The sequence below is a fragment of the Bacillus sp. 179-C3.3 HS genome (assembly GCF_047229225.1).
Taxonomy (GTDB): Bacteria; Bacillota; Bacilli; order Bacillales; family Bacillaceae; genus Bacillus.
Genome location: NZ_JBFEFT010000007.1, coordinates 73,496 through 96,133, shown reverse-complemented (window position 1 = coordinate 96,133; position 22,638 = coordinate 73,496). Strand labels below are relative to the sequence as shown.

At 42.2% G+C, this 22,638-nt stretch carries 26 protein-coding genes; 23 read left to right on the top strand and 3 right to left on the bottom strand.

Going from position 1 to position 22,638, the window contains the following annotated elements; translation table 11 throughout:
- Window positions 1-7: 7 nt before the first annotated feature.
- The 6 genes from lgt (at window position 8) to AB1K80_RS06895 (ending at window position 4,180) form a co-directional block, all read left to right on the top strand.
- Window positions 8-832: a prolipoprotein diacylglyceryl transferase gene (gene lgt, locus AB1K80_RS06920; RefSeq protein WP_412855880.1), complete on the top strand. Its 825-nt coding sequence runs from the start codon at window positions 8-10 to the stop codon at window positions 830-832.
- Between the two features lie 16 nt (window positions 833-848).
- On the top strand, window positions 849-1,793 hold the full coding sequence (locus AB1K80_RS06915) for a nucleoside recognition domain-containing protein (RefSeq protein WP_412855879.1): 945 nt from the start codon (window positions 849-851) through the stop codon (window positions 1,791-1,793).
- Window positions 1,790-2,440 (top strand): pyrophosphatase PpaX, encoded by a 651-nt coding sequence (ppaX, locus tag AB1K80_RS06910; protein WP_412855878.1) that lies wholly within the window; start codon window positions 1,790-1,792, stop codon window positions 2,438-2,440. Before AB1K80_RS06915 ends, ppaX begins: the two co-directional genes overlap by 4 nt.
- Window position 2,441: 1 nt before the next feature.
- The gene (locus AB1K80_RS06905) at window positions 2,442-2,960 is read left to right on the top strand and encodes an acyltransferase (RefSeq protein WP_412855877.1); all 519 of its coding nucleotides are present in this window, start codon (window positions 2,442-2,444) and stop codon (window positions 2,958-2,960) included.
- Window positions 2,961-3,032: 72 nt separating this feature from the next.
- Window positions 3,033-3,461, top strand: coding sequence for an Rrf2 family transcriptional regulator (locus AB1K80_RS06900; protein ID WP_412855876.1), 429 nt, complete (start codon window positions 3,033-3,035; stop codon window positions 3,459-3,461).
- 77 nt (window positions 3,462-3,538) lie between these two features.
- Window positions 3,539-4,180, top strand: a complete 642-nt coding sequence (locus AB1K80_RS06895; RefSeq protein WP_412855875.1) for an NAD(P)-dependent oxidoreductase — start codon at window positions 3,539-3,541, stop codon at window positions 4,178-4,180.
- A 33-nt stretch (window positions 4,181-4,213) separates the two neighbouring features.
- Here the strand turns inward: AB1K80_RS06895 and AB1K80_RS06890 are convergent, their stop codons facing one another.
- Complete coding sequence (locus tag AB1K80_RS06890; protein ID WP_412855874.1) at window positions 4,214-5,002, bottom strand: C39 family peptidase; 789 nt, start codon at window positions 5,000-5,002, stop codon at window positions 4,214-4,216.
- Between the two features lie 233 nt (window positions 5,003-5,235).
- Here AB1K80_RS06890 and AB1K80_RS06885 point away from each other — a divergent pair, with 233 nt between their 5' ends.
- The 17 genes from AB1K80_RS06885 to AB1K80_RS06805 all read left to right on the top strand — a co-directional run bounded on the left by AB1K80_RS06885 (window position 5,236) and on the right by AB1K80_RS06805 (window position 20,935).
- A complete protein-coding gene (locus tag AB1K80_RS06885) occupies window positions 5,236-6,411 on the top strand; it encodes an ATP phosphoribosyltransferase regulatory subunit (protein WP_412855873.1) in 1,176 nt (391 codons plus the stop codon).
- Window positions 6,404-7,051 (top strand): ATP phosphoribosyltransferase, encoded by a 648-nt coding sequence (hisG, locus tag AB1K80_RS06880; protein WP_412855872.1) that lies wholly within the window; start codon window positions 6,404-6,406, stop codon window positions 7,049-7,051. Before AB1K80_RS06885 ends, hisG begins: the two co-directional genes overlap by 8 nt.
- A complete protein-coding gene (gene hisD / locus AB1K80_RS06875) occupies window positions 7,048-8,340 on the top strand; it encodes a histidinol dehydrogenase (protein ID WP_412855871.1) in 1,293 nt (430 codons plus the stop codon). The genes hisG and hisD overlap by 4 nt, the downstream gene beginning before the upstream one ends.
- On the top strand, window positions 8,337-8,921 hold the full coding sequence (gene hisB / locus AB1K80_RS06870) for an imidazoleglycerol-phosphate dehydratase HisB (RefSeq protein ID WP_412855870.1): 585 nt from the start codon (window positions 8,337-8,339) through the stop codon (window positions 8,919-8,921). Before hisD ends, hisB begins: the two co-directional genes overlap by 4 nt.
- Complete coding sequence (hisH, locus tag AB1K80_RS06865) at window positions 8,921-9,559, top strand: imidazole glycerol phosphate synthase subunit HisH (protein ID WP_412855869.1); 639 nt, start codon at window positions 8,921-8,923, stop codon at window positions 9,557-9,559. Before hisB ends, hisH begins: the two co-directional genes overlap by 1 nt.
- Window positions 9,556-10,293, top strand: a complete 738-nt coding sequence (gene hisA / locus AB1K80_RS06860) for a 1-(5-phosphoribosyl)-5-[(5-phosphoribosylamino)methylideneamino]imidazole-4-carboxamide isomerase (protein ID WP_412855868.1) — start codon at window positions 9,556-9,558, stop codon at window positions 10,291-10,293. The genes hisH and hisA overlap by 4 nt, the downstream gene beginning before the upstream one ends.
- Window positions 10,290-11,048 (top strand): imidazole glycerol phosphate synthase subunit HisF, encoded by a 759-nt coding sequence (gene hisF / locus AB1K80_RS06855; RefSeq protein ID WP_412855867.1) that lies wholly within the window; start codon window positions 10,290-10,292, stop codon window positions 11,046-11,048. The genes hisA and hisF overlap by 4 nt, the downstream gene beginning before the upstream one ends.
- Window positions 11,045-11,674 (top strand): bifunctional phosphoribosyl-AMP cyclohydrolase/phosphoribosyl-ATP diphosphatase HisIE, encoded by a 630-nt coding sequence (gene hisIE / locus AB1K80_RS06850; protein WP_412855866.1) that lies wholly within the window; start codon window positions 11,045-11,047, stop codon window positions 11,672-11,674. Before hisF ends, hisIE begins: the two co-directional genes overlap by 4 nt.
- A gap of 130 nt (window positions 11,675-11,804) precedes the next feature.
- The gene (locus tag AB1K80_RS06845; protein ID WP_412855865.1) at window positions 11,805-13,277 is read left to right on the top strand and encodes a tetratricopeptide repeat protein; all 1,473 of its coding nucleotides are present in this window, start codon (window positions 11,805-11,807) and stop codon (window positions 13,275-13,277) included.
- A 356-nt stretch (window positions 13,278-13,633) separates the two neighbouring features.
- On the top strand, window positions 13,634-15,007 hold the full coding sequence (locus AB1K80_RS06840; RefSeq protein ID WP_412855864.1) for an NlpC/P60 family protein: 1,374 nt from the start codon (window positions 13,634-13,636) through the stop codon (window positions 15,005-15,007).
- Window positions 15,008-15,239: 232 nt separating this feature from the next.
- Window positions 15,240-16,190: a thioredoxin-disulfide reductase gene (gene trxB, locus AB1K80_RS06835; RefSeq protein ID WP_412855863.1), complete on the top strand. Its 951-nt coding sequence runs from the start codon at window positions 15,240-15,242 to the stop codon at window positions 16,188-16,190.
- Between the two features lie 356 nt (window positions 16,191-16,546).
- Window positions 16,547-17,011, top strand: a complete 465-nt coding sequence (locus AB1K80_RS06830) for an 8-oxo-dGTP diphosphatase (RefSeq protein ID WP_412855862.1) — start codon at window positions 16,547-16,549, stop codon at window positions 17,009-17,011.
- A gap of 39 nt (window positions 17,012-17,050) precedes the next feature.
- The gene (gene rapZ / locus AB1K80_RS06825; RefSeq protein WP_412855909.1) at window positions 17,051-17,938 is read left to right on the top strand and encodes an RNase adapter RapZ; all 888 of its coding nucleotides are present in this window, start codon (window positions 17,051-17,053) and stop codon (window positions 17,936-17,938) included.
- Window positions 17,939-18,898 carry a gluconeogenesis factor YvcK family protein gene (locus AB1K80_RS06820; protein WP_412855861.1) on the top strand — a complete coding sequence of 320 codons (960 nt, stop codon included), beginning with the start codon at window positions 17,939-17,941 and terminating at the stop codon, window positions 18,896-18,898.
- 17 nt (window positions 18,899-18,915) lie between these two features.
- Entirely contained in the window at window positions 18,916-19,866 is a 951-nt protein-coding gene (gene whiA, locus AB1K80_RS06815) for a DNA-binding protein WhiA (RefSeq protein WP_412855860.1), read from the top strand.
- Between the two features lie 18 nt (window positions 19,867-19,884).
- Window positions 19,885-20,142 carry an HPr family phosphocarrier protein gene (locus AB1K80_RS06810; protein WP_412855859.1) on the top strand — a complete coding sequence of 86 codons (258 nt, stop codon included), beginning with the start codon at window positions 19,885-19,887 and terminating at the stop codon, window positions 20,140-20,142.
- Window positions 20,143-20,185: 43 nt separating this feature from the next.
- Window positions 20,186-20,935, top strand: a complete 750-nt coding sequence (locus tag AB1K80_RS06805) for an arylamine N-acetyltransferase family protein (RefSeq protein WP_412855858.1) — start codon at window positions 20,186-20,188, stop codon at window positions 20,933-20,935.
- A gap of 38 nt (window positions 20,936-20,973) precedes the next feature.
- Here AB1K80_RS06805 and AB1K80_RS06800 read toward each other — a convergent pair whose 3' ends face one another.
- Together AB1K80_RS06800 and AB1K80_RS06795 are read right to left on the bottom strand one after the other, a co-directional pair.
- Window positions 20,974-21,459 (bottom strand): ribonuclease, encoded by a 486-nt coding sequence (locus tag AB1K80_RS06800; protein WP_412855857.1) that lies wholly within the window; start codon window positions 21,457-21,459, stop codon window positions 20,974-20,976.
- A gap of 176 nt (window positions 21,460-21,635) precedes the next feature.
- Window positions 21,636-22,613: a 2-hydroxyacid dehydrogenase gene (locus tag AB1K80_RS06795; RefSeq protein WP_412855856.1), complete on the bottom strand. Its 978-nt coding sequence runs from the start codon at window positions 22,611-22,613 to the stop codon at window positions 21,636-21,638.
- Window positions 22,614-22,638 lie beyond the last annotated feature (25 nt).

The following is a 22,638-nucleotide window of genomic DNA, read 5'->3' as shown; positions in this document are numbered from 1 at the left end:
TGTCAATATGAATGAAGCAATTAAACCAATTGACCCGATTGCTTTTCAGCTAGGGCCGATATCGGTTCATTGGTATGGTGTGATTATAGGTGTTGGCGCCTTGCTTGGTTTATGGCTTGCACTACGAGAGTGTGAAAAAAGAGGAATCAATAAAGATACATTCATTGACTTGATCTTATTTGCGATTCCAATTGCTATTATTTGTGCTCGAATTTATTATGTTGCATTCGAGTGGGACTATTATCAGCAGCATCCTAACGAGATCATCAAAATTTGGAATGGTGGAATTGCGATACATGGAGGGCTGATCGGTGCAGTCCTTACGGCGATTGTGTTTACACGATTGAAAAAGGTGTCCTTTTGGAAAATCGCGGATGTGGCTGCACCTAGTATTTTACTAGGGCAAGCGATTGGTCGCTGGGGGAACTTTATTAATCAGGAAGCACATGGTGAAGCTGTTTCAAGAACCTTTTTAGAGAATTTGCATCTACCTGAGTTTATCATCAATCAAATGTATATCGATGGAACATATTATCACCCAACATTCCTGTATGAATCCTTATGGAACTTTGCAGGTGTTGTGATTTTACTTTTATTACGCAGAACGTCACTTCGCAGAGGCGAAATCTTTTTGTCTTATTTAATCTGGTATTCCATTGGTCGTTTCTTCATAGAAGGAATGAGAACGGACAGTTTGATGCTGACAGAGAATCTTCGAATGGCACAAATGATCTCAATTACGATATTTGTCGTGTCCATTTTGCTCATTGTCATTAGAAGATTGAAAGGCTACGCAACGATTCCGTATAAGGAGAATAACTCGGCAAATTAATGTAGGAGGGACTAAGATGGGGGAAACATGGAAAAACGGCTTGAAAGCAGGATTAACGACAACTTGGACACTTGGGAAAGTCATTTTTCCAGTCACCATTCTCGTCAGCATTTTGCAACATACGCCTGTGATGGATTGGATTATACAATTCATTCGACCGTTTATGGGGTTGTTTGGACTATCTGGTGAAGCGGCGATTCCGCTTGTACTTGGGAATATGTTGAACTTGTACGCAGGCATCGCTGCGATTTTAACATTAGAATTGCCTGTGAAAGAGGTCTTTATTTTAGCGGTCATGCTATCGTTTTGTCATAATTTAATTATCGAATCGACAGTAGCGGCAAAGGTCGGGCTGAAGGTGCCAATTATATTATTAGTTCGCATCGGGCTTGCTGTTGTTTCAGCTGTCGTCATCAATCTCGTATGGCAAGGGGGTCAAGAAACCGCGCAGTATGGATTGCTTGCTGCAACTCAATCGGCTGATGTACCATCAAGCTGGCTCATGATTGTTTTTCTCGCTGTACAGAAAGCGGTTCTTGGTGTTCTTCAGCTAGCTTGTATTGTGATCCCACTAATGATCATCATTCAATTTATGAGGGATTTAGGTTGGCTTCATACCTTATCAAGATGGTTATCGCCCTTTACGAGAATGCTTGGGATGAAAGAAAATACGTCTATGACGATGGTGGCTGGATTAACAATTGGTTTAGCCTACGGGGCAGGTGTGATGATTAAAGCAGTAGAAGAGGACGGGGTGAGCAAAAAGGATTTAACTCTTGCCTTCATTTTCCTTGTCGCTTGTCACGCAGTTGTAGAAGATACGCTGATTTTTATCCCACTTGGCATACCGGTATGGCCGCTTCTTGTCATCCGCCTCGTGTCAGCTATTTTATTAACAGTTGCCGTTAGTTATATTTGGCGGAAGCGGGAACATGCAGCTGTTAGAAAGGAAGCAATATGAACGAATCAACGATCAACACCGTGCTATTTGATTTAGATGGCACGTTAATCAACACAAATGAATTAATCATTGCCTCATTTCAGCATACGCTGGATCATTATTATCCTGGGAAGTATCGTCGTGAGGATATCCTTCATTTTATTGGTCCATCGCTTTTTGATACTTTTTCAGCGATGGATCCAGACCTTACAAATGATATGATTCAGATGTATCGTGCGTTTAATCATAAACAGCATGATTTACTTGTCACAGAGTACGAGACTGTTTTGGATACATTAAAAGTGCTACAGGATCAAGGGTTTAAGCTTGGGATTGTGACGACAAAGATCAGAGATACAGTCCAAATGGGCTTGAAGCTGACAGGCTTAGAGCCATTCTTTGAAGTCATTGTCACACTTGATGATGTACAAAATGAAAAGCCGCATCCGGAGCCAGTCCAGCTTGCGTTATCCAAGCTAGGGAGTGACCCGCAGGAAGCGGTGATGGTCGGCGACAATTATCACGATATTTTGTCGGGGCAAGCGGCCGGAACAAAAACGGCAGGTGTCGCTTGGTCCATTAAGGGAGAAGAGGCCCTTTTAAAGCATCGCCCTGATTACATGCTGAAGAAAATGAGTGATCTGTTGGCGATTGTTGGAGCTGATTAATGTGAGGAAAACAGATCGTTACCCTGTAAAAGGGGTCAATTCGCTTAGACAAGTCTATCGGACGGTCTCATTTTTCAAGGTTGTGAAAAATTTTATCTTTATTCAATTAGCTCGGTATACACCGTTTATGGGGATGAAAAACTGGATGTATCGAACCTTCCTTCGGATGAAGGTAGGAGAGGATACGGCATTTGCCCTAATGGTCATGGTGGATCTGATGTTTCCTGAAAAAATCACTGTTGGTCGAAATAGTGTGATTGGCTATAACACGACCATATTGTCCCATGAGTATTTGATTAAAGAGTACAGGCTTGGGGAAGTATATATTGGAGATGAAGTGTTAATTGGTGCCAATTCAACTATTTTGCCAGGAGTGACGATTGGTGATGGTGCGATCGTGTCTGCTGGTACACTTGTTCATAAAGATGTACCCGCTGGCTCTTTTGTTGGCGGAAATCCCATGCGAATGATTTATACAAAAGAAGAAATGGATGCACGTCAATCGAAGTCTGCTGATTAGCTCGGCAGACTTTCTTATTGACAATTGACCGAGGTGTAACTATAATGATTACAACAACAGAGGTGAGAAAACATGAAAATCAGTAGCAGATTTACTGTCGCTGTCCATATTCTGGCCTTGCTATCACTTGAAAAAGGATCATTACAGACATCGGAGGATATTGCAGGAAGTGTCAATACGAATCCAGTGGTCATCCGCCGTATTATGAGTAAATTAAAAAAAGCAGGCCTAATCTCAACAAGTCTCGGTAAAGGTGGTTCACAGCTGAACCGCAGTGAAGATGACGTGACACTGCTTGATGTATATAAAGCGGTCGAAGTGGTAGAAGAGGGGGAATTGTTTCAAATCCATGAAAGCCCGAACCCAAACTGCCCGATCGGTGCAAATATTCAAGCTGTACTAGAATTAATTTTGTGTCGCGCTCAAAGTGCAATGGAGCAGGTACTTGCTGAGATTAAATTAAGTGAACTGACGCAGGTGTTAAGCGAAAAAATTGGATGACATATTCAATTTTTTTTACCTCTGTTGTAACTGATTTGGTTACATCTATTTTAACAAGCATATGAGGAGGAATAAAAATGAACATTGGGATTATTGGAGCAACTGGAAAAGCAGGACAACTCATTTTAAAAGAGGCACAATCAAGAGGTCATGAAGTGACTGCTATTGTCCGTAACGCACAAAAGGTGACAGATGCATCGGTAACAGTGATAGAAAAGGATATTTTTCAATTGCTTACGGAAGATATCAAAGGATTTGATGTCGTTGTGAATGCATTTGGTGCCCCTATTGGACAAGAGCACCTTCACGTGGAAGCGGGCAAAAAGCTGATCGACATCATGAAAGGCGCACCAGATACACGTTTAATTGTTGTGGGTGGCGCAGGTAGTCTTTTTGTAGATGAAGCCAAAACAATTAGACTTGTTGATACCCCAGAGTTTCCAAAGGAATACTTCCCTACTGCTTCAAAGCAAGGAGAAAACCTACATGATCTTCAAAAGACAGAAGGATTAAAGTGGACATTCTTAAGTCCGGCTGCATTCTTTGATCCAGAGGGGAAACGCACAGGTACTTATGTCAAAGGGAAAGATCACGTTATTGTGAACTCAAAAGGTGACAGCTATGTGAGCTATACCGATTTTGCCATTGCGCTTGTTGATGAAATTGAAAAAGGCGAGCATATCAGAGAACGATTTACAGTTGTATCTGAAGCTGAATAAAGATCAAAAAAACCCCGCTCCTACAGCGGGGTTTTATGCTTCAATGATGATGGCTTGGCTGCCCATCTGTTTCCATGAATCTTCAAAATGATCACGGTTTACTCGTCGGTTTTTTTGTCCATACGGATCATTTAAGTACACATATTCATCATCGTAACCGGTGACGACCACACTATGCACATTAAAGCTCACATCAATTTTTCCATTCGGTGTGTTCCATGTTTCGATATTGTTTGTCTTTTGAAAGGTAGAGGTTGTAATGACCCAAACAGGATAACCTTCTTCAAGTGGTTGATAGATTGCCTTTTTGACTGATTTTCCGGTTAAGTCAACCACATCGTCACCTGCATATGATTTCGCCAGTTCATAAATCGGTTCGTGGTAAACACTCAGACCCGGCCCGTTCTCCATATCGCCGACAAACCCATCACGAGGGTCTCCTTTTAATCCATTTCCGTAATCAAGTGGAACACGCTTGACCTCATTTGCCAATGTGTTTTTTGTCACATCCTGATAACCACTGTAATGTAGGAGCATCGCCAAGCTCGTGACTTCGCACCCGTTATAAAGCTTTGGGGCATCCATTTGATTGTAGAGGATGACATCCATGGCTTTTTTACTTCCTTTTAAACTTGTGGGCGTAGCATCCGCTTTTTTCGCTGAGCGTGATTCTTCTCCCGTTTGTTCGGTGTTTTTTTCTTTTGCTACTTCATGTGAAGGAGCTGCTTTTTTCACTTGATCGATTTGTGAAAAATAAATAAAGCCTAAATAAATCAGGCAGATGCACAACAAAGTTAAGGTAAATGTCTGGATGAACTTCACTTTAATCTCCCGTGTGATTCAATATTTTAAAGTATTATAGCATGTCAGTTCATTCAATACGTGTGAAAGGCTTTGATGTCACTTTAATGTAATATTTGAACAAAATTTTAATGAAATTTAGGAAGAAATAAAAAGGATTGATTTAATCACTTTATTTTGTTAGCATATTATCATATTAGCGAACTAAAGGATTCGGAATTTTTCGTTTTAATGTGTTGGAGGTGCGTCAGGATATGTTCATGTTTGAAAAGCCATATGGTATGAGGGATTCCCTACCAGGATTGTATGAAATCAAGAGAAAAGTACGGCGTTCATTAACAGAGGTGATCAATGGGTGGGGTTATCGTTTGATGGAGACACCCACACTAGAATTTTACGATACGGTCGGTGTTCAATCGGCAATTACGGATACACAGCTGTTTAAGCTACTTGATCAAAATGGTCAAACTCTTGTGCTACGACCTGATATGACAGGACCGATTGCGAGGGTGGCTGCTTCAAAACTTCACGAGCAAGCGTATCCGCTTCGTGTTGGGTATGCCGCCAATGTGTTCCGTGCACAGGAAAGAGAAGGTGGTAGACCATCTGAATTCGAGCAGGTTGGTATTGAATTGATTGGAGATGGCTCAATTAGTGCAGATGCCGAAGTCATAGCGCTTGTTGTGTTTGCTTTGAAAAATGCCGGACTCCATTCTTTTAAAATCGCCATCGGGCATGTTGCGTTATCGGAAACGTTATTTGTAGATGTTTTAGGAAACGAAGAACGAGCAAATGTGCTACGACGGTTTTTATATGAAAAGAATTATGTCGGATACAGGCAACATGTGAACCAATTACCGCTATCATCTATTGATCAAATGAGGTTATTGAAGCTATTGGATTTACGCGGAGGCAAGGAAGTCATACAACAGGCAGAGGACATTGTCGTCTCTGAAAAAGGGAAAGACGTACTCGGTGAATTACAAGCGCTATGGGAGACGCTTGAAGATTATGGATGTACGGAATATATTCGTTTGGATCTAAGTATGGTGAGTCATATGAGTTACTATACTGGCATTTTATTTGAAGTGTTCGCAGATCATGTTGGGTCGGTGATAGGCAGTGGAGGAAGATATGATCAATTGCTTGGACATTTTCATGCACCCGCACCAGCTACTGGATTTGGTCTCCGGTTAGACCGTCTATTAGAAGCATTAGATGCGAAAGAGATCGTTGAATCTCAAGAGGCTGTTATTTTTAGTAAAGAGCAAAGACTTGAAGCGTTTGCTTTTGCAGAAGAAGAACGGGCAAAAGGTAAAAAAATTGTCCTGCAAGATTTAGCAGGAATTGAAGATATTGATGCGATGACCAAATCATTTGATCAAGTCACTTATTTTATTGGGGCTAGAAAGGAAGAGCAAAATGGGTAATGTGTTGACGATGGCGATGCCAAAGGGACGGATATTCGAAGAAGCAGTCGGGCTGTTAAGACAGGCGGGGTATCAACTGCCAGAGGAATTTGAGGACTCAAGAAAGTTAATCATTGATGTGCCAGAAGAAAACCTTCGCTTTATTTTAGCCAAACCGATGGATGTGACGACATATGTCGAACACGGTGTTGCGGATGTTGGCATTGCAGGGAAGGATGTCATGCTTGAAGAAGCACGTGATGTGTATGAGGTACTCGATTTAAACATTAGCAAATGTCATTTAGCTGTTGCTGGCTTACCTGGTGCCGTCTGGGGCAGTGTGGCGCCTCGTGTGGCAACGAAGTACCCGAATGTAGCTTCCTCTTATTTTAGAGAGCAAGGTGAACAGGTCGAGATCATCAAGCTTAATGGCTCCATTGAATTAGCACCACTCATTGGTCTCGCTGACCGTATTGTAGACATTGTGTCCACTGGTCAAACTTTAAAAGAGAATGGACTTGTAGAAACAGAGCATATTTGTGACATTACGTCTCGTTTTATTGTCAATCCTGTTAGTTATCGAATGAAGGATGCTGTCATTGATGAAATGGCACAGCGCCTTGCTAGAATCATTGAAGGAGAAGGGGAGAAATTATCATGAACATGACCTATATTCAGGAACATGAGACAGACACTCTCTCACTCAAACGGTCTTTAGATACTGGGACTGACAAGCAGCGCCAAGCGGTTCAACACATAATTGACGAAGTCAGAAAAAACGGTGATGAAGCGGTTGGATCTTTTACACAGCAATTCGATGGCGTATTGATTGACCAACCGCTAGTCACGGAAGAAGAGATAGCCAAAGCTTATGAACGATTGGATCCGGTGATGATTGAGGTCATTCAAACAGCTATCCAGAATATACGGACATATCATGAGCGTCAGTTGACGACCTCTTGGTTTTATCATCAGCCAGATGGATCCATGCTTGGTCAAAAGGTGACGCCGCTAGATGCGGTCGGTGTTTACGTCCCAGGCGGAACTGCTGCCTATCCATCTTCTGTGCTCATGAATGTCATTCCTGCACTTGTAGCTGGCGTCGAGCGGATTGTTCTCGTGACACCTCCTGGAAAAGACGGATGTCTGAATGACGCTGTGCTCGTGGCTTCTCGTGAGTTGGGGATTTCAGAAATGTATAAAATGGGTGGTGCACAGGCGATTGCGGCACTCGCCTATGGAACGGAGAGCATTGAGCCTGTCGATAAAATCACAGGACCGGGAAATATTTATGTGGCTCTTGCAAAGCGGGAAGTATTTGGGCAAGTGGATATCGATATGATCGCTGGTCCAAGTGAAATTGCAATCCTTGCTGATGAAACGGCGCTTGCCCATGAGGTGGCAGCCGATTTACTCTCACAAGCAGAGCATGACACCCTCGCCTCCAGTGTGTTGGTGACACCATCAAGGGCACTTGCTGAAGAAGTACAGGCTGAAGTGCAAGCACAACTAGACACGTTGCCTAGAAAGTCGATCGCGGCAACATCTATTCAAGATCATGGTCGTATATATGTAACGGAATCAATGGATTTGGCAGTAAAGATCGTCAACCAATTAGCACCAGAGCATTTAGAAGTCCTTACAGCGTATCCGGAATCATTTCTTGGGCGAATTAAACATGCAGGAGCGATTTTCTTAGGGCGCTACAGTCCTGAACCAGTTGGCGATTATTTCGCTGGACCGAATCATGTGCTGCCAACCAATGGGACAGCTAGATTTTCAAGTCCACTTGGTGTCACAGATTTCCAAAAGAAAACGAGTATCATTTCATATAGCAAAGAAGCCTTTGACACGCACAGGGAAAGTATCGCTGCTTTTGCGAGACTAGAAGGTCTAGAGGCACATGCAAGATCCATTGAATCGAGAAAGCGGGAGGAATCATCAAAATGAGACAAGCACAAACGGCGAGACAAACAAATGAAACGAATATCTCATTAGCGATAGAGATTGATGGAGAAGGAAAAGCGGATATACAAACAGACGTCCCTTTTATGACACACATGCTTGATTTGTTTACAAAGCATGGTCAGTTTAATTTAACGGTCGATGCCAAAGGAGATACAGATATTGATGATCACCACACGACAGAAGACATCGGTATTGTACTTGGTCAAATGTTTAAAGAAGCACTTGGTGATAAAAAGGGAATCAAGCGCTATGGATCGAGCTTTGTTCCAATGGATGAAACCCTCGCGCAGGTTGTAGTCGATTTAAGCAATCGCCCTCATCTGGAAATGAGAGCGACGTTTCCAAGTCAAAAGGTCGGTACCTTTGATACAGAACTGGTTCATGAATTCCTTTGGAAATTTGCACTTGAAGCGCGTATCAATCTCCATGTGATCGTACACTATGGCACGAACACACACCATATGATTGAAGCTATTTTCAAAGCGATGGCACGTGCCCTTGATGAAGCAACGACCATTGATCCACGTGTGAAAGGGATACCTTCAACAAAGGGGATGCTCTAATGATCGGAGTCATTGATTATGGTATGGGCAATTTGTTTAGCGTATCAAAAGCACTCGAGCGAGCAGGCGCATCTTACTTGGTGTCGTCTGACGTGAATGAACTCAAACAGGCTGATGCTTATGTTTTGCCGGGTGTGGGATCGTTTCGAGATGCGATGCAACTATTAAAGCAGACAGGACTTGAGACATTTATTCATCAAATCGTCCAAGAGGGAAAACTATTATTCGGGATTTGCCTTGGGATGCAGCTATTGTTTGAAGAAAGTGAAGAGGCAGGAATGACAAAAGGATTGGGTCTGCTAAAGGGACGTGTCGTTCGATTACAAGATCATGATCAAAATGGGCAAAGGGTCAAGGTGCCTCATATGGGCTGGAATGAGTTGACATTTCATCAGCCCTCTCCATTGTTTGATGGTGTATCGGAAGGGTATGCGTACTTTGTCCATTCGTATTATGTCAGTGACATGGAACAAGAGGAGAAACTGGCAAGTGCTACATACGGTGTGCAAGTACCGGCTATTGTCGGAAAAGGCAATGTGTTTGGGGCGCAGTTTCACCCTGAAAAGAGCAGTACAACGGGAATGGCACTTCTAAAACAGTTTATTCAATTAGCAAATGAACAGAGGGTGAACAAATGAGTGAATTGACTTTATATCCAGCGATTGATATGAGAAATGGCAAATGTGTACGACTTGTTCAAGGAGACTATGACCAAGAAACCATTTATGGTGATTCACCGCTAGACATGGCCAGACGTTTTGTAAATGAAGGAGCTAAGTGGATTCATCTTGTCGATTTAGATGGTGCAAAAGCGGGAAAACGTATCAACCATGAACACGTGCTTGCGATTGCCTCAACGTTAGATGTGCGCGTACAAATTGGTGGAGGCATTCGTTCAGAAGAAGATGTGGCATTTTATTTAAACAATGGGGTTTCAAGGGTTATCCTAGGCAGCTCGGCGGTATCCAACCCGACATTTGTGAAAAAAATGCTATCACAATATGGTGAGAAAATTGCGATTGGCATCGATGCACGAGATGGTTTTGTATCCACTGAAGGGTGGCTTGAAACGTCAGAAGTGAAGGCAGAAGATTTAGGCAAAGAGCTAGCAAAAGAAGGGGCAGAGGTCTTTATTTTTACAGATATCCAAATGGACGGTATGTTGTCAGGTCCTAATGTGGAAAGCACCGTTCGCCTAGCCGAAGCGACTGGCAAGCAAGTGATCGCTTCGGGTGGTGTCAGTTCAATCGCTGATCTTCAAAAACTATCCGAGCAAAGCCGTTTCGGTGTCTCGGGTGCTATTATTGGCAAGGCGCTTTACACGAAGCAATTTACGTTAACAGAAGCGTTTGAAAGGCTGGATAGCAAATGATGACTAAACGAATTATTCCATGTCTCGATGTGAAAGAAGGGCGAGTGGTTAAAGGGGTACAATTTTTAGGCTTAAAAGATGCTGGAGATCCAGTGGAATTGGCGAAGCGATATGATGAAGAAGGGGCAGATGAGTTGGTCTTCCTCGACATATCAGCTTCACATGAGGGACGGAAAACGATGGTGGATGTCGTCAAACAAGTGGCGTCCACACTCGCCATTCCTTTTACAGTGGGCGGTGGCATTAACCATCTTGATGACATGAAGCGTATCTTAAGAGCCGGTGCAGACAAAGTTTCTGTGAATACAGCAGCTGTTTTACGACCGGAGCTGATTTCAGAAGGAGCGGACTTCTTCGGTTCTCAATGTATTGTCGTAGCCATTGATGCGAAATACGATGAAGAGCAACAAGCTTACATGGTGTATACCCACGGCGGACGTCAAAAAACGGAGATAGAAGTTCGTGACTGGGCCAAAGAGGCAGTATTAAGAGGTGCAGGAGAGATCTTACTGACAAGTATGGATGCTGATGGTGAGAAAAGAGGCTTTGACCATCGCTTGACGAAGCTTGTTTCTGAAGCCGTGACGGTTCCGGTGATTGCATCAGGAGGTGCTGGCAATGCACAGCATATGCTTGAGGCATTTACAAAAGGGGAAGCGGATGCGGCATTAGCAGCGTCTATTTTCCATTACAAAGAAACATCGATTCAAGAAGTCAAAACATACTTGAAAGAACACGGGGTGAAGGTGAGATGAAACCGGCGGATGAATGGACATATAACGAAGCAGGGCTAATCCCTGCCATTGTACAGGATGCACAGAGCAAGGAAGTGTTGACACTTGCGTATATGAACAAGCAGTCATATGAGAAAACATTAGAAACAGGAGAAACATGGTTCTTTAGCCGTTCGAGAAACGAGCTTTGGCACAAGGGAGAGACATCTGGACACACCCAAAAGGTGACATCCATTCGGTATGATTGTGACAAAGACGCGCTCCTTGTGCTCGTTGAGCCAAGCGGTCCAGCTTGCCATACTGGGAGCTATAGCTGCTTCTCAGAAGAAGCCGTGAAGCCACAAAATGTAGGGCAGGATCGTTTTGCAATTCTTAATGAACTTGAACAGGTTATTGCAAAGCGTCAGGCAGAAATGCCAGAAGGGGCTTATACCACCTATCTATTTGAAAAAGGCGTAGATAAGATATTGAAAAAGGTGGGGGAAGAGGCTTCAGAAGTCATTATTGCAGCGAAAAACCGTGATCAGGAAGAACTAAAATGGGAAACAGCTGATCTACTTTATCATCTTCTTGTTTTATTACGTGAACAGCAATTGCCGCTTGATGATGTGTTAAAGGTACTAAAAAAGCGTCATCAAGGAGAGTGAAAAGCCGGGGATTTACCTGGCTTTTTCACTTTTTATGAAAAACAAATCCTTCCTTTTCTTTTGTTCTATGTGAAGGCTGGTGAAGTATGGTATACTACACACGGTACACTGTTTGAAATGGAGGGTATCAGTGAGTAAATACACTTCTCAAAATCATCACACACAAGTCGTCCAACTATTCCAAGATGGGCATTACTTTTTTCATAAAGGATTAAAAGCATATAGAGAAAGAAATCTACCTAGAGCAAGTAAGTTGATTCAGCGAGCGATTGTTCTTGAACCTGAAAATGTAGAAATGCTATCACAGCTAGCGATGATCTATACTGAAATGGGTCATTATCAGCAATCAAATGAACTGCTTCAATTCATCCTAGAGCATGTGGATGAGAACATGACAGAATGTCATTATTTTCAAGCGAACAATTATGCAAACCTCGGTTTATTTCAAGAGGCATATAAGTCAGCGACGACATATGCCGCGTTGGAAGAGGATGGAGAATTTGCGGAAGAAAATGACGAGCTTCTTGATCTGCTCGATATGAGTGACGAAGATGATGAAGATTTTCCTTATGATCAGGATGACCTGATTGTGAAGCAAGATCATGCCAATCATTTATTAGAAAGCGGCAGGCTTGAAGAAGCCATTGACATGCTGGAACAAATGATTGTAGAGTACCCAGAATTTTGGTCAGCATATAATAATCTGGCATTGGCATATTTTTATTCTGGTCGAATTCATCAAGCGAAAGAAATGTTGAACCGGGTTCTTCATGAAAATCCCGGTAATCTGCATGCCCTTTGCAACCAACTTGTCTTCTATCATTCTGAAAAAGAAGTAGAAAAAGTGAACGTATTGGCAAAGCAATTAACACACGTGTATCCAATGTTAAGTGAACAGCGTTATAAGCTTGGTGCTACATTTGCTTTAGTTGGAGAATTTGAATGGGCGTTTAAATGGCTCTATTCGTTGTATAAAACTGGTTTCAGTGGTGATAGTACGTTCTTGTACTGGCTCGCAAGTGCAGCCTACCATACAGGTCACAAATCGTTGGCACAAACGGTTTGGGATAAGATGGTGGAAGAAGATATCGATGCGGATGAAATCAAGCCGTGGCAGGAAAAGCCAGAGGAACCTGAGACAATGGTTTCAATGGAAGAACGGCTGACTGCCTACTATGTCAGTAAACAAAAAGGAGAACATGACGTTCTTCAAGCTGTGCTCGATTCTCGTGCAGCGAAAACGACATTTGAACAGCAATTTATTGAACTTCTTCTTTTTGAAGATCAAATGGAGGAGCGATCCTTTTCTGAAGATGCAGTCTTTGCAAAACAGGCAGCATCGGCATTAGAGGAAGCGATACACCCTGACAATCACATGCCGTATTTCTGGTTGTTTCATATTATCCAGCAGGTACGAGCATCTGGCTCAGACAAGCGCAATGCACCTGCATGGGCAGCAGCCTCTTATTATTTATGGGTGAACGGGCAAGAAGAATCAAAGATGACGAAAAAAGAAGTGGCAACCTTATTTCAGATGAGCGTACAAACGCTGTCTAAGTATGAGCGTGTCATTTGTTCGTTAATAGATGAACTAGGTAGATAGATTCATATGTCGAAAGCATGACCAAAAAGGTCATGCTTTTTTTCTTTGGATCAATAGGTGGAATGTACAACATTTTGCCGAAGTATGACAATCGTGACATGCATTTGAAATATAATTGTAATAAAATTATTAGCTCTTTTTGTCGATGTCTCATGTATAATGAAACTCGTGGATTAATATAAAGAAATATATATTAGATAGATTACGATACATATTGTAACACTGATTGATAGAAATCATCCGTCAATAATGACATAGGATTTAGGAATAAAGACATAGGAACAGAGAATGATCGAACGCAGAAGATTTGCTGCTTTCTCATGTCGCTACGGAATTTGTCAAAGGAGGAACAATTCGTGAAAAAGTTTATCACTATCAGTTTGGCTTCGGTCATCGGAGCGAGCGGCTTATTTATCCCATTTACGAATGAAGCACATGCACAAGACCTTGAACAAAAGAAGGTAGAACTGGACAGCAAGCAATCAGAGGTCAATCAAAACCTCCAAAAGAAAAAAGAAGAGCTTTCAAAGCTTGAAGCAAAACAAGAAGAGCTTGCGCTTAAGCTGAAGGAAATTGACGAGAAAGCTTTAAAAACAAGTAAACAAATGGAAGACAAGCAAGCAGAAAATGAAAAAACAAAAAAAGAAATTCAAGCATTAAAAAAAGAAATTGCTGATACAGAAAAACGGATTGAAGACAGAAGCGAATTCCTGAAAAAGCGTGTACGTGCGCTACAGGAAAACGGCGGATCTATGCAATACATAGATGTATTACTAGGAGCTACAAGCTTTAGTGATTTTATTAGCAGAGCAGGAGCGGTATCAACACTGATCAATGCAGACAGTAAAATCATCGAAGAACAAGAAAAAGACAAAGCGAAACTCCAAAAGTCTGAAAATGATTTAAATACGAAACTTGTTAATGTTCAAAACACATTGGCAAAGCTAGAAACATTACAAGTTGACTTGAATAAGCAGCTCGATGAAAAAGACAAGCTATTCAAGCAAGTGAAAGAGCAAAAAGGCAGCGCAACTTCTGAAATTAGCGAGTTAAACAGTCAGTCCAACAGTATTGCTGCTGAAAAAGAGGCAACAATCGCTGCACAAAAACAAGCTGAAAAAGAAGCTGAAGAAGCGACTCAAAAAGCGACTCAAAAAGCAGAAAGTCGTCAATCAAATAGCCAATACGAAGACAACAGCAGCTCAAATAACGAGAGTAGCCCGTCTGTATCAAATAACAGTGGTTCTTCAAAGAAAAAAAACAACAGCGTTCGTAAACCTAGCAAAAAGGCATCATCTGGTGGTGGATCAGCAGTTAGCAATAACGTAGGCGGAATTGAAGGTGCTATCAGCACAGGTTCTTCTATCGTTGGTCAATCTCCATACAAATGGGGTGGCGGTAGATCACAAGCTGATATTAACGCCCGCCGTTTTGACTGTTCATCATTTGTTCGCTGGGCATTTGCATCAGCAGGCATTAACCTTGGACCAGTTGGTGGGACAACGACAGATACGCTTGTTGGAAAAGGAAGAGCAGTAAGTGCATCTGCGATGAAACGTGGAGACCTTGTATTCTTTGATACGTACAAAGTAAATGGTCATGTTGGTATTTACTTAGGAAACGGTACGTTCTTAAACGATAACAGCTCGCACGGTGTGTCAATTGATTCAATGAATAACGTTTACTGGAAAAAAGCATTCAAAGGCGTTGTTAGAAGAGTCGTTGAATAAGTCGTACGCCCATATCGAGGTAAACAGTAGGCTTCCTTAGACAACAGTTTAAGGAAGCTTTTTCTTTTTTCGAAGTTTTGAGCAGATGATTCGCTTATTCGCTGCATATTTTATAGGATATGAGTAAGGAACAAAAGCCAAGAAGGAAATGATGCGTGATCATGCATGGAAGCATCATCCAAGGGCATTCTAATAGGAAATGTTAGCAGCAATTGAAGAGGGAGTGACAGTTGTGTCAGAAGAAAAAATCTACGATACGATCATCATTGGAGCAGGTCCTGCCGGAATGACAGCCGCTGTTTATACATCACGCGGAAATCTTTCAACACTCATGATTGAAAGAGGGATTCCAGGTGGACAAATGGCAAATACAGAGGACGTCGAGAACTATCCTGGCTTTGAACGGATTTTAGGGCCGGAACTTTCAAATAAAATGTTTGAGCACGCGAAGAAATTTGGTGCTGAATATGCGTATGGCGATATTAAAGAAATTGTAGACGGTGAAGAATATAAGATCGTCAAAGCAGGTTCAAAAGAATATAAAGGTCGCTCTGTCATTATCGCAGCAGGCGCTGAATACAAAAAAATCGGTGCACCAGGTGAAAAAGAACTTGGAGGCCGTGGCGTCTCTTACTGTGCAGTATGTGACGGTGCATTCTTTAAAAACAAAGAACTTGTTGTTGTTGGTGGTGGAGACTCTGCCGTTGAAGAAAGTGTCTACTTGACTCGCTTTGCTTCAAAGGTGACCCTCGTCCATAGACGTGACAAACTGCGTGCACAAAGCATTTTACAAGCACGTGCTTTCGATAATGAAAAAATCGACTTCATCTGGAATAAAACGGTGAAACAAATCAATGAAGAAAATGGAAAAGTGGGCAGTGTGACATTAGTTGATACGGTGACTGGTGAAGAAGAAGACTTTAAAACAGACGGTGTCTTTATCTATATCGGAATGCTACCACTATCCAAACCATTTGAAAATCTAGGGATTACAAATGAAGAAGGATACATTGAAACAAACGAAAGAATGGAAACAAAAGTAGATGGTATTTTCGCAGCAGGTGACATTCGTGAAAAAACACTTCGCCAAATTGTAACAGCAACAGGTGACGGAAGTATTGCAGCACAGAGTGCACAGCATTACGTAGAAGAGCTTGCTGAAAAGTTAAAGGCGATGAAATAAAGGCTGTTTTCAATCCTTAATATAGCGTCATGTGGTTTTAATTGGAATGTAACACGGGTGAAACAATTATTCGGTATGATAAAGCTAGTAATTGACCCCCTTTTATAAGGAATACATGTTTGGCACGGATGTGAATCCGTGTCCTTTTTTTTGCGAAAAATGAGAAATTCACGAGATGTTCACAAATGACGCATGGAGAACCGTTAGATGTTGTAAAATAGAAAGAAACAAAACAATACGACCCATGAAACAGGCAAAAACCTGTCTGTTTTCGGTGGACATCGGGCATGTTCATTGTGGGAGTTAGAATGAACCTGTATAATAAGAAAAAGACATAAAAGAGTAGGTGACAGCTGGTGCAACGAGTAACGAATTGTGTGCTGCATCACGATGATCAAGTCCTCTTGCTGCAAAAGCCAAGACGGGGCTGGTGGGTAGCGCCAGGTGGCAAAATGGAAAGCGGAGAATCGGTCAAGGATTCAGTGATTCGAGAATATAGAGAAGAAACAGGAATTTATATTTTAAATCCACAGCTAAAAGGCGTTTTTACCTTTATTATAAAAGAAGGAGACCAAGTCGTCCAAGAATGGATGATGTTCACTTTTATGGCAGATTCCTTTACAGGGAAAAATGTGTCAGAGTCGGAGGAAGGAATTTTAAAATGGCATGACATCAATGATGTGCCTGATTTACCGATGGCTCCTGGTGATCGTCACATTCTTGACTTTATGCTAAAGGGAAAGGGACTTCTCCATGGCACGTTTACGTATACACCAGATTTTGAGCTCATTGCTTATCGTTTAGATCCTCAAGGAGACTAAAAAATGAACCGTTTTCATAAAGAAGGAGAGGAAGCAGGCATGAATACACATATTCAAGATGATATTCAGCTTGTCATTATCACAGGAATGTCAGGAGCGGGGAAAACCGTTGCCATTCAAAGCTTTGAAGATTTAGGGTATTTCTGTGTAGATAACTTACCACCATCGCTTTTACCGAAGTTTCTGGAGCTCATGAAAGAATCGAATTCGAAAATGAGCAAGGTGGCACTTGTGATGGATCTACGCGGCCGTGAATTTTTCGATAGCTTAGTTGCTGCTTTAGATGAAATGAGTGATATCGGATGGATTACACCACGGATTTTATTTTTAGATGCAAATGATCAGGTGCTTGTCTCTCGATATAAAGAAACGAGACGCTCACATCCACTTGCTACAACTGGTCTACCGCTTGAAGGAATTGCCATTGAGCGTCAGCTGTTAGAGGAGCTAAAAGGTCGTTCTCAGATGATTTTTGATACCTCTGAGCTAAAACCAAAACAGCTGCGAGAAAAAATTGTGGCACACTTTGCAACGAATCAAGGACAAGTGTTTACTGTCAATGTCATGTCATTTGGCTTTAAATATGGTCTGCCGATTGATGCTGATCTTGTATTTGATGTCAGATTCTTACCGAATCCATACTACATTGAAAGCATGCGTCCACAGACTGGAAATGACGAAGAAGTGCGATCTTATGTGATGAAATGGAGTGAAACTCAAAGATTCACTGAGAAATTAATTGATCTTCTTAGCTTCATGCTTCCTTCTTATAAACGAGAAGGGAAAAGTCAGCTCGTCATTGCGATTGGTTGCACTGGTGGCCAGCATCGTTCAGTCACGTTAGCGAACTATCTAGCTGATTATTTTAAAAACGATTACTATACACATGTCACTCACCGGGACATTGAAAAGAGAAGTAGAAAATAGATGGCACACCTTCCGAAGGTTGTTATCCTAGGCGGAGGCACAGGCTTATCAGTTTTGCTTAGAGGGCTTAAAACGAAGCCTGTGGACATTACCGCGATTGTAACGGTTGCTGATGATGGCGGCAGCTCAGGCAGATTGCGTCATGATTTGAATATTCCCCCGCCGGGCGATATTCGAAACGTACTGGCGGCACTTTCTGATGTTGAGCCACTTGTAGAAGATTTATTTCAGCACCGGTTTAACAAAGGGAATGACTTAACAGGTCATTCACTAGGCAATCTCATTCTTGCGGCGATGACAAATATTACCGGTGACTTTTTTCATGCCGTCACAGAAATGAGTAAGGTCTTAAATGTAAGAGGAAAAGTATTACCGGCAGCGAATTCAAGTGTTGTTCTCCATGCTGAATTAGAAAGTGGGCAAGTGGTCACAGGCGAATCAAAAATACCGACCTACGGTGAAAGAATTAAACGCGTGTTCCTGACACCAGATACGATTGAACCGCTCTCCGAATCCATTCAGGTCATTCGCGAGGCGGATTTAATTGTCATTGGTCCGGGCAGCTTGTATACGAGTATCTTACCCAATTTACTCGTCCCACATATTGGAGAAGAAATCATTCGCTCAAAGGCGAAAAAAGTGTATATATGCAATGTCATGACGCAACCAGGGGAAACGCTTTCCTATAGTGCAGCGGATCATGTACAGGCGTTAAATGATCATATGGATCGACCATTCATTGACACGATCTTTGTGAATAATAAAGATATTCCAGAAGAAATCAAAGCAAAATATGCAGAAGAACAAGCGCAGCCTGTGCAGTTTGACACAGAGACACTGAAAGCAATGGGACTGGAGGTCATCCCTGGAGAAATCATTACATATGACCAACATGTGATTCGTCACGACACGCTAAAAGTCGCTTCAATGCTTGTCGATCTGCTACAACAGAAAAATTAGGAGTGGGGGTGGCAAGGATGTCATTTGCATCCGAAACAAAAAAAGAGCTGACTAATTTGGACGTGAAGGACTGCTGCACAAAAGCAGAGCTTTCTGCCCTCATCCGTATGAACGGTTCATTATCTTTCTCTAATCGAAAACTGATTTTGGATATCCAGACAGAGAACGCAGCCATTGCGAGGCGTATTTATACCCTTTTGAAAAAGAAATATGATGTGACAGTCGAGCTGCTCGTTCGTAAAAAAATGAGATTAAAAAAGAATAATGTGTATATTGTCAGACTCGTAGAACGAGCAAAATCCATCCTAGAGGATTTAAAAATATTAGGTGAACACTTTATGTTTGAACGCAACATATCAGAAGAACTGGTGAAGAAAAGATGCTGCAAACGTTCATACATGCGAGGTGCTTTTTTAGCAGGAGGCTCTGTCAATAATCCAGAAACGTCTTCCTATCACCTTGAAATTTTCTCACTATATAAAGAACACAATGATGCTCTTTGTGAGCTGATGAATCTATTCCACCTCAACAGTAAAACACTTGAGCGTAAAAAAGGCTACATTACCTATATGAAGGAAGCCGAAAAAATTACGGAATTTTTAAGTGTTGTTGGTGCCCATAACTCATTGCTTCGCTTTGAAGACGTGCGGATCGTTCGTGATATGAGAAACTCTGTGAACCGACTCGTCAATTGTGAAACAGCAAACTTGAATAAAACCATCGGTGCCTCGTTGCGTCAGGTGGAAAACATTCAATTCATTGATGAAAAAATAGGGCTAGATGCATTGCCCGATAAACTGCGTGAAATTGCAAAACTTCGCATCGAATACCAAGAAGTCACATTGAAGGAACTTGGGGAAATGGTGGAAAGCGGCAAGATCAGCAAATCAGGCATTAACCACCGCTTGAGAAAGCTAGATCAAATAGCAGAACAATTGCGAAATGGACAAGCCGTTACACTCAAATAGAAAAAGGAGGCAGATCAAATGGTGGAAGAAACGGTCACAATCCAGTTGAAAACAGGTTTACAGGCACGACCGGCTGCATTGTTTGTTCAAGAAGCGAACCGCTTCGGATCTGATGTTTTCTTAGAGAAAGATGGGAAAAGAGTCAATGCAAAAAGCATTATGGGTCTGATGAGTCTTGCCATTAGTACAGGAGTTACCATCAAGCTGATTGCTGATGGAGCTGATGAACAGGAAGCCATTGATGCTTTAACGGATTTTATCAATCAAGAAAACTGAGTCCTTTGCCAGGCTCAGTTTTTTTAAAGGGGGAGAATGATGGATGATACAATCAGCCTTTTTGCAGAAAATTGGATATGAAGGCGAGCAGGTGACCTTTGAACAATTGCCTGAATTATTAAGGAAAATGGCGTATACCTTTCCGTTTGAGAACAGATCAGTGCTGAACAAACAGTCCTATCCCCTAGATCAAGTAGGGTTGAAACAGCACCTGCTCGAAGAAAGCAGAGGAGGTCTTTGCTATGACCTCAACCCATTATTGTATTATGTGTTAAAAGAGCTTGGTTTCGTTGTACAGCTCGTCCAGGGGACAGTGTATAACAAAGAAGCTGGCAAGTGGTCGATCGATGGAACACACGTAGCCATTACTCTCTTATATGAGGATGAGCGTTATCTCATAGACGCAGGATTTGGGGCCAATTTACCTCTACAGCCGGTCCCCTTCACTGAAGAGTGGGTAAAATCACCGTTTATGCGCTTCCGCGTCAAAGAAGAGAAAACGGAAAAAGGGACACACTTGCTTCGGTTAGATCGTGGAGCAGGGGCGGAAACTGGCTATGCATTTACGTTGAACGAAGTGAATGAACAAACATTGCTACAATTAAGGCATCACATCTACGAAAATGAAGCATCACCTTTTAACAAAAAACCGCTTGCGTCTAAGCTGACACAAACAGGTCGTCTGATCGTGACAGAAGATCATCTCACTGTTCATGAAAATGGAGAAGTCTCAAAACAGCCACTCTCTGAACCTTTCGATGACTATGTACAAAGCTTGATTCCGAAAAGATGATAAAAAAAACAGCCCTTTTAGTAGGCTGTTTTTTTGATTTAACGAATACGTGTAAAGGAAGCATAGTGGTCAGTTGTTTTGTAAATGAGCCAGTCACTTGAATAGACGAGACGGTCCGCATTGCGGAAGCCAGAGACGTAATTGATGTCGGCCTCACGCCATGTACGTCCGCTTGCTGAAGGAAGTCTGCCTTCACGGTTAGAGAAGACGTCTCCACCGATGCTTTTACCAGGTGCTACTTCAGCTAGATTTCCCTTCGATGCCACCCACCCAAGCGCTGTTGCTTGTGATTTCGTGATGTAATTATCGGGTAGTCGTTTGTTGCGAATTAAATAATCTGCCACCCCATCAAAGGTATTAATGACAGCAAGTGTACGAAGGTCTGGCGCTAGTTGAGTGGAAGTATTCTCAGTAGCTGTTGGTGTGAATGCCGTTTCTGCATGGGCTTGCTGCGGGATAAATCCAGAAAACAAAATCGCAGTGATCAAAGCCATCATTGTGAATAACGAACTGAATTTTTTCATCTTCATCCTCCTAAAGGAAATGGGGTGCCGTCCTCTTGTTGCTTGTCTACATCATATTATAGCACCCGAAAATAAAGGGGATGTAAAGAATCAGAATATTTGTAAAAACCGTCCTATTCTCCTAAGGATCTTTTGTTGGGATGAAGAAAAAGACGCAGAGAGTTGCGTCTTTTCCCTCAAGATGAGGCAAGTTCTTTCACAATATCGACAGGAGCTTTCCCATCAATGGCGTGAATGACGTTATGAATGGCTCTTTTGAGCATGGCATCTCTTGTTAGTTCAGTAGAGGAACCAATATGAGGCGCAAGAGTCACTTGATTCATTGTTTTAAACGGATGATCTTCTTGCAGTGGTTCTTGCACAAAGACATCAAGACCTGCTCCCCTGATCCATCCATCCTTTAGCGCTTGAATGAGACTTTGTTCATCGACAGTCTCTCCCCGGGATATATTCACAAACAGAGCTGTCTTCTTCATAAGCCTAAATTCTCTCTCTCCGATCATGTGATAGGTTTCATCTGTCAGCGGTGTAATTAAGACAATGATATCGGCTTCGGTCAGCAGGTCATCTAATGTACAGTACACAGCGTCATATGCCGATTCAGCTTTTTCATTTCGGCTCCGATTATGATAAAGCACATTCATATCAAAACCATGTGCAGCTCGTTTGGCTACCTGTTCACCGATACGTCCCATCCCAATAATTCCGATTGTTTTGTGATGAACATCAATGCCGAATAGCTCTTCCTCCTGCACAGTTGTCGTCCAATTTCCTTCGCGAATAAACCGATCAAGCTCAGCAATTCTTCTGGCTGATGAGAGAATGAGTGCAAAAGCAAGATCAGCGACGGTATGATCAAGCGTAAAAGGTGTATGTGTACCAATCACACCCTTTCGTCTCATAGCATCTAGATCAAAGTTGTCATAGCCGACGGAATGGTTGCTGACCACCTTTAGTTTTGGCGCATGGTCTAAAAGCTCTTGATCGATTTTCGTTCCAGACGTTAACAGACCATCAGCATGTTGCAGTTTTTCAAACAGGACTTCTTTTGGAATCGGCTCCTTCGATTGCCACACCTCGTATGTACAATGGTCCTTTAGTATTTCCTCAAATGAGGCTGGTAATGGTTTGGCGACAAAAATGTGTGGTTTCACAGTCAACTCGCTCCTTTCACATGAT

What these genes read in the sequence shown, in the direction of transcription:
- ppaX (WP_412855878.1), top strand. Translation starts at nt 1,790, where the DNA reads ATGAACGAATCAACGATCAACACCGTGCTATTTGATTTAGATGGCACG.
- hisH (WP_412855869.1), top strand. Translation starts at nt 8,921, where the DNA reads ATGATCGGAGTCATTGATTATGGTATGGGCAATTTGTTTAGCGTATCA.
- AB1K80_RS06810 (WP_412855859.1), top strand. Translation starts at nt 19,885, where the DNA reads ATGGTGGAAGAAACGGTCACAATCCAGTTGAAAACAGGTTTACAGGCA.
- AB1K80_RS06800 (WP_412855857.1), bottom strand. Translation starts at nt 21,459, where the DNA reads ATGAAAAAATTCAGTTCGTTATTCACAATGATGGCTTTGATCACTGCG.
- hisF (WP_412855867.1), top strand. Translation starts at nt 10,290, where the DNA reads ATGATGACTAAACGAATTATTCCATGTCTCGATGTGAAAGAAGGGCGA.
- hisG (WP_412855872.1), top strand. Translation starts at nt 6,404, where the DNA reads ATGGGTAATGTGTTGACGATGGCGATGCCAAAGGGACGGATATTCGAA.
- hisB (WP_412855870.1), top strand. Translation starts at nt 8,337, where the DNA reads ATGAGACAAGCACAAACGGCGAGACAAACAAATGAAACGAATATCTCA.
- rapZ (WP_412855909.1), top strand. Translation starts at nt 17,051, where the DNA reads ATGAATACACATATTCAAGATGATATTCAGCTTGTCATTATCACAGGA.
- hisA (WP_412855868.1), top strand. Translation starts at nt 9,556, where the DNA reads ATGAGTGAATTGACTTTATATCCAGCGATTGATATGAGAAATGGCAAA.
- AB1K80_RS06895 (WP_412855875.1), top strand. Translation starts at nt 3,539, where the DNA reads ATGAACATTGGGATTATTGGAGCAACTGGAAAAGCAGGACAACTCATT.
- lgt (WP_412855880.1), top strand. Translation starts at nt 8, where the DNA reads ATGAATGAAGCAATTAAACCAATTGACCCGATTGCTTTTCAGCTAGGG.
- AB1K80_RS06915 (WP_412855879.1), top strand. Translation starts at nt 849, where the DNA reads ATGGGGGAAACATGGAAAAACGGCTTGAAAGCAGGATTAACGACAACT.
- whiA (WP_412855860.1), top strand. Translation starts at nt 18,916, where the DNA reads ATGTCATTTGCATCCGAAACAAAAAAAGAGCTGACTAATTTGGACGTG.
- AB1K80_RS06820 (WP_412855861.1), top strand. Translation starts at nt 17,939, where the DNA reads ATGGCACACCTTCCGAAGGTTGTTATCCTAGGCGGAGGCACAGGCTTA.
- AB1K80_RS06885 (WP_412855873.1), top strand. Translation starts at nt 5,236, where the DNA reads ATGTTCATGTTTGAAAAGCCATATGGTATGAGGGATTCCCTACCAGGA.
- hisD (WP_412855871.1), top strand. Translation starts at nt 7,048, where the DNA reads ATGAACATGACCTATATTCAGGAACATGAGACAGACACTCTCTCACTC.
- AB1K80_RS06900 (WP_412855876.1), top strand. Translation starts at nt 3,033, where the DNA reads ATGAAAATCAGTAGCAGATTTACTGTCGCTGTCCATATTCTGGCCTTG.
- hisIE (WP_412855866.1), top strand. Translation starts at nt 11,045, where the DNA reads ATGAAACCGGCGGATGAATGGACATATAACGAAGCAGGGCTAATCCCT.
- AB1K80_RS06805 (WP_412855858.1), top strand. Translation starts at nt 20,186, where the DNA reads ATGATACAATCAGCCTTTTTGCAGAAAATTGGATATGAAGGCGAGCAG.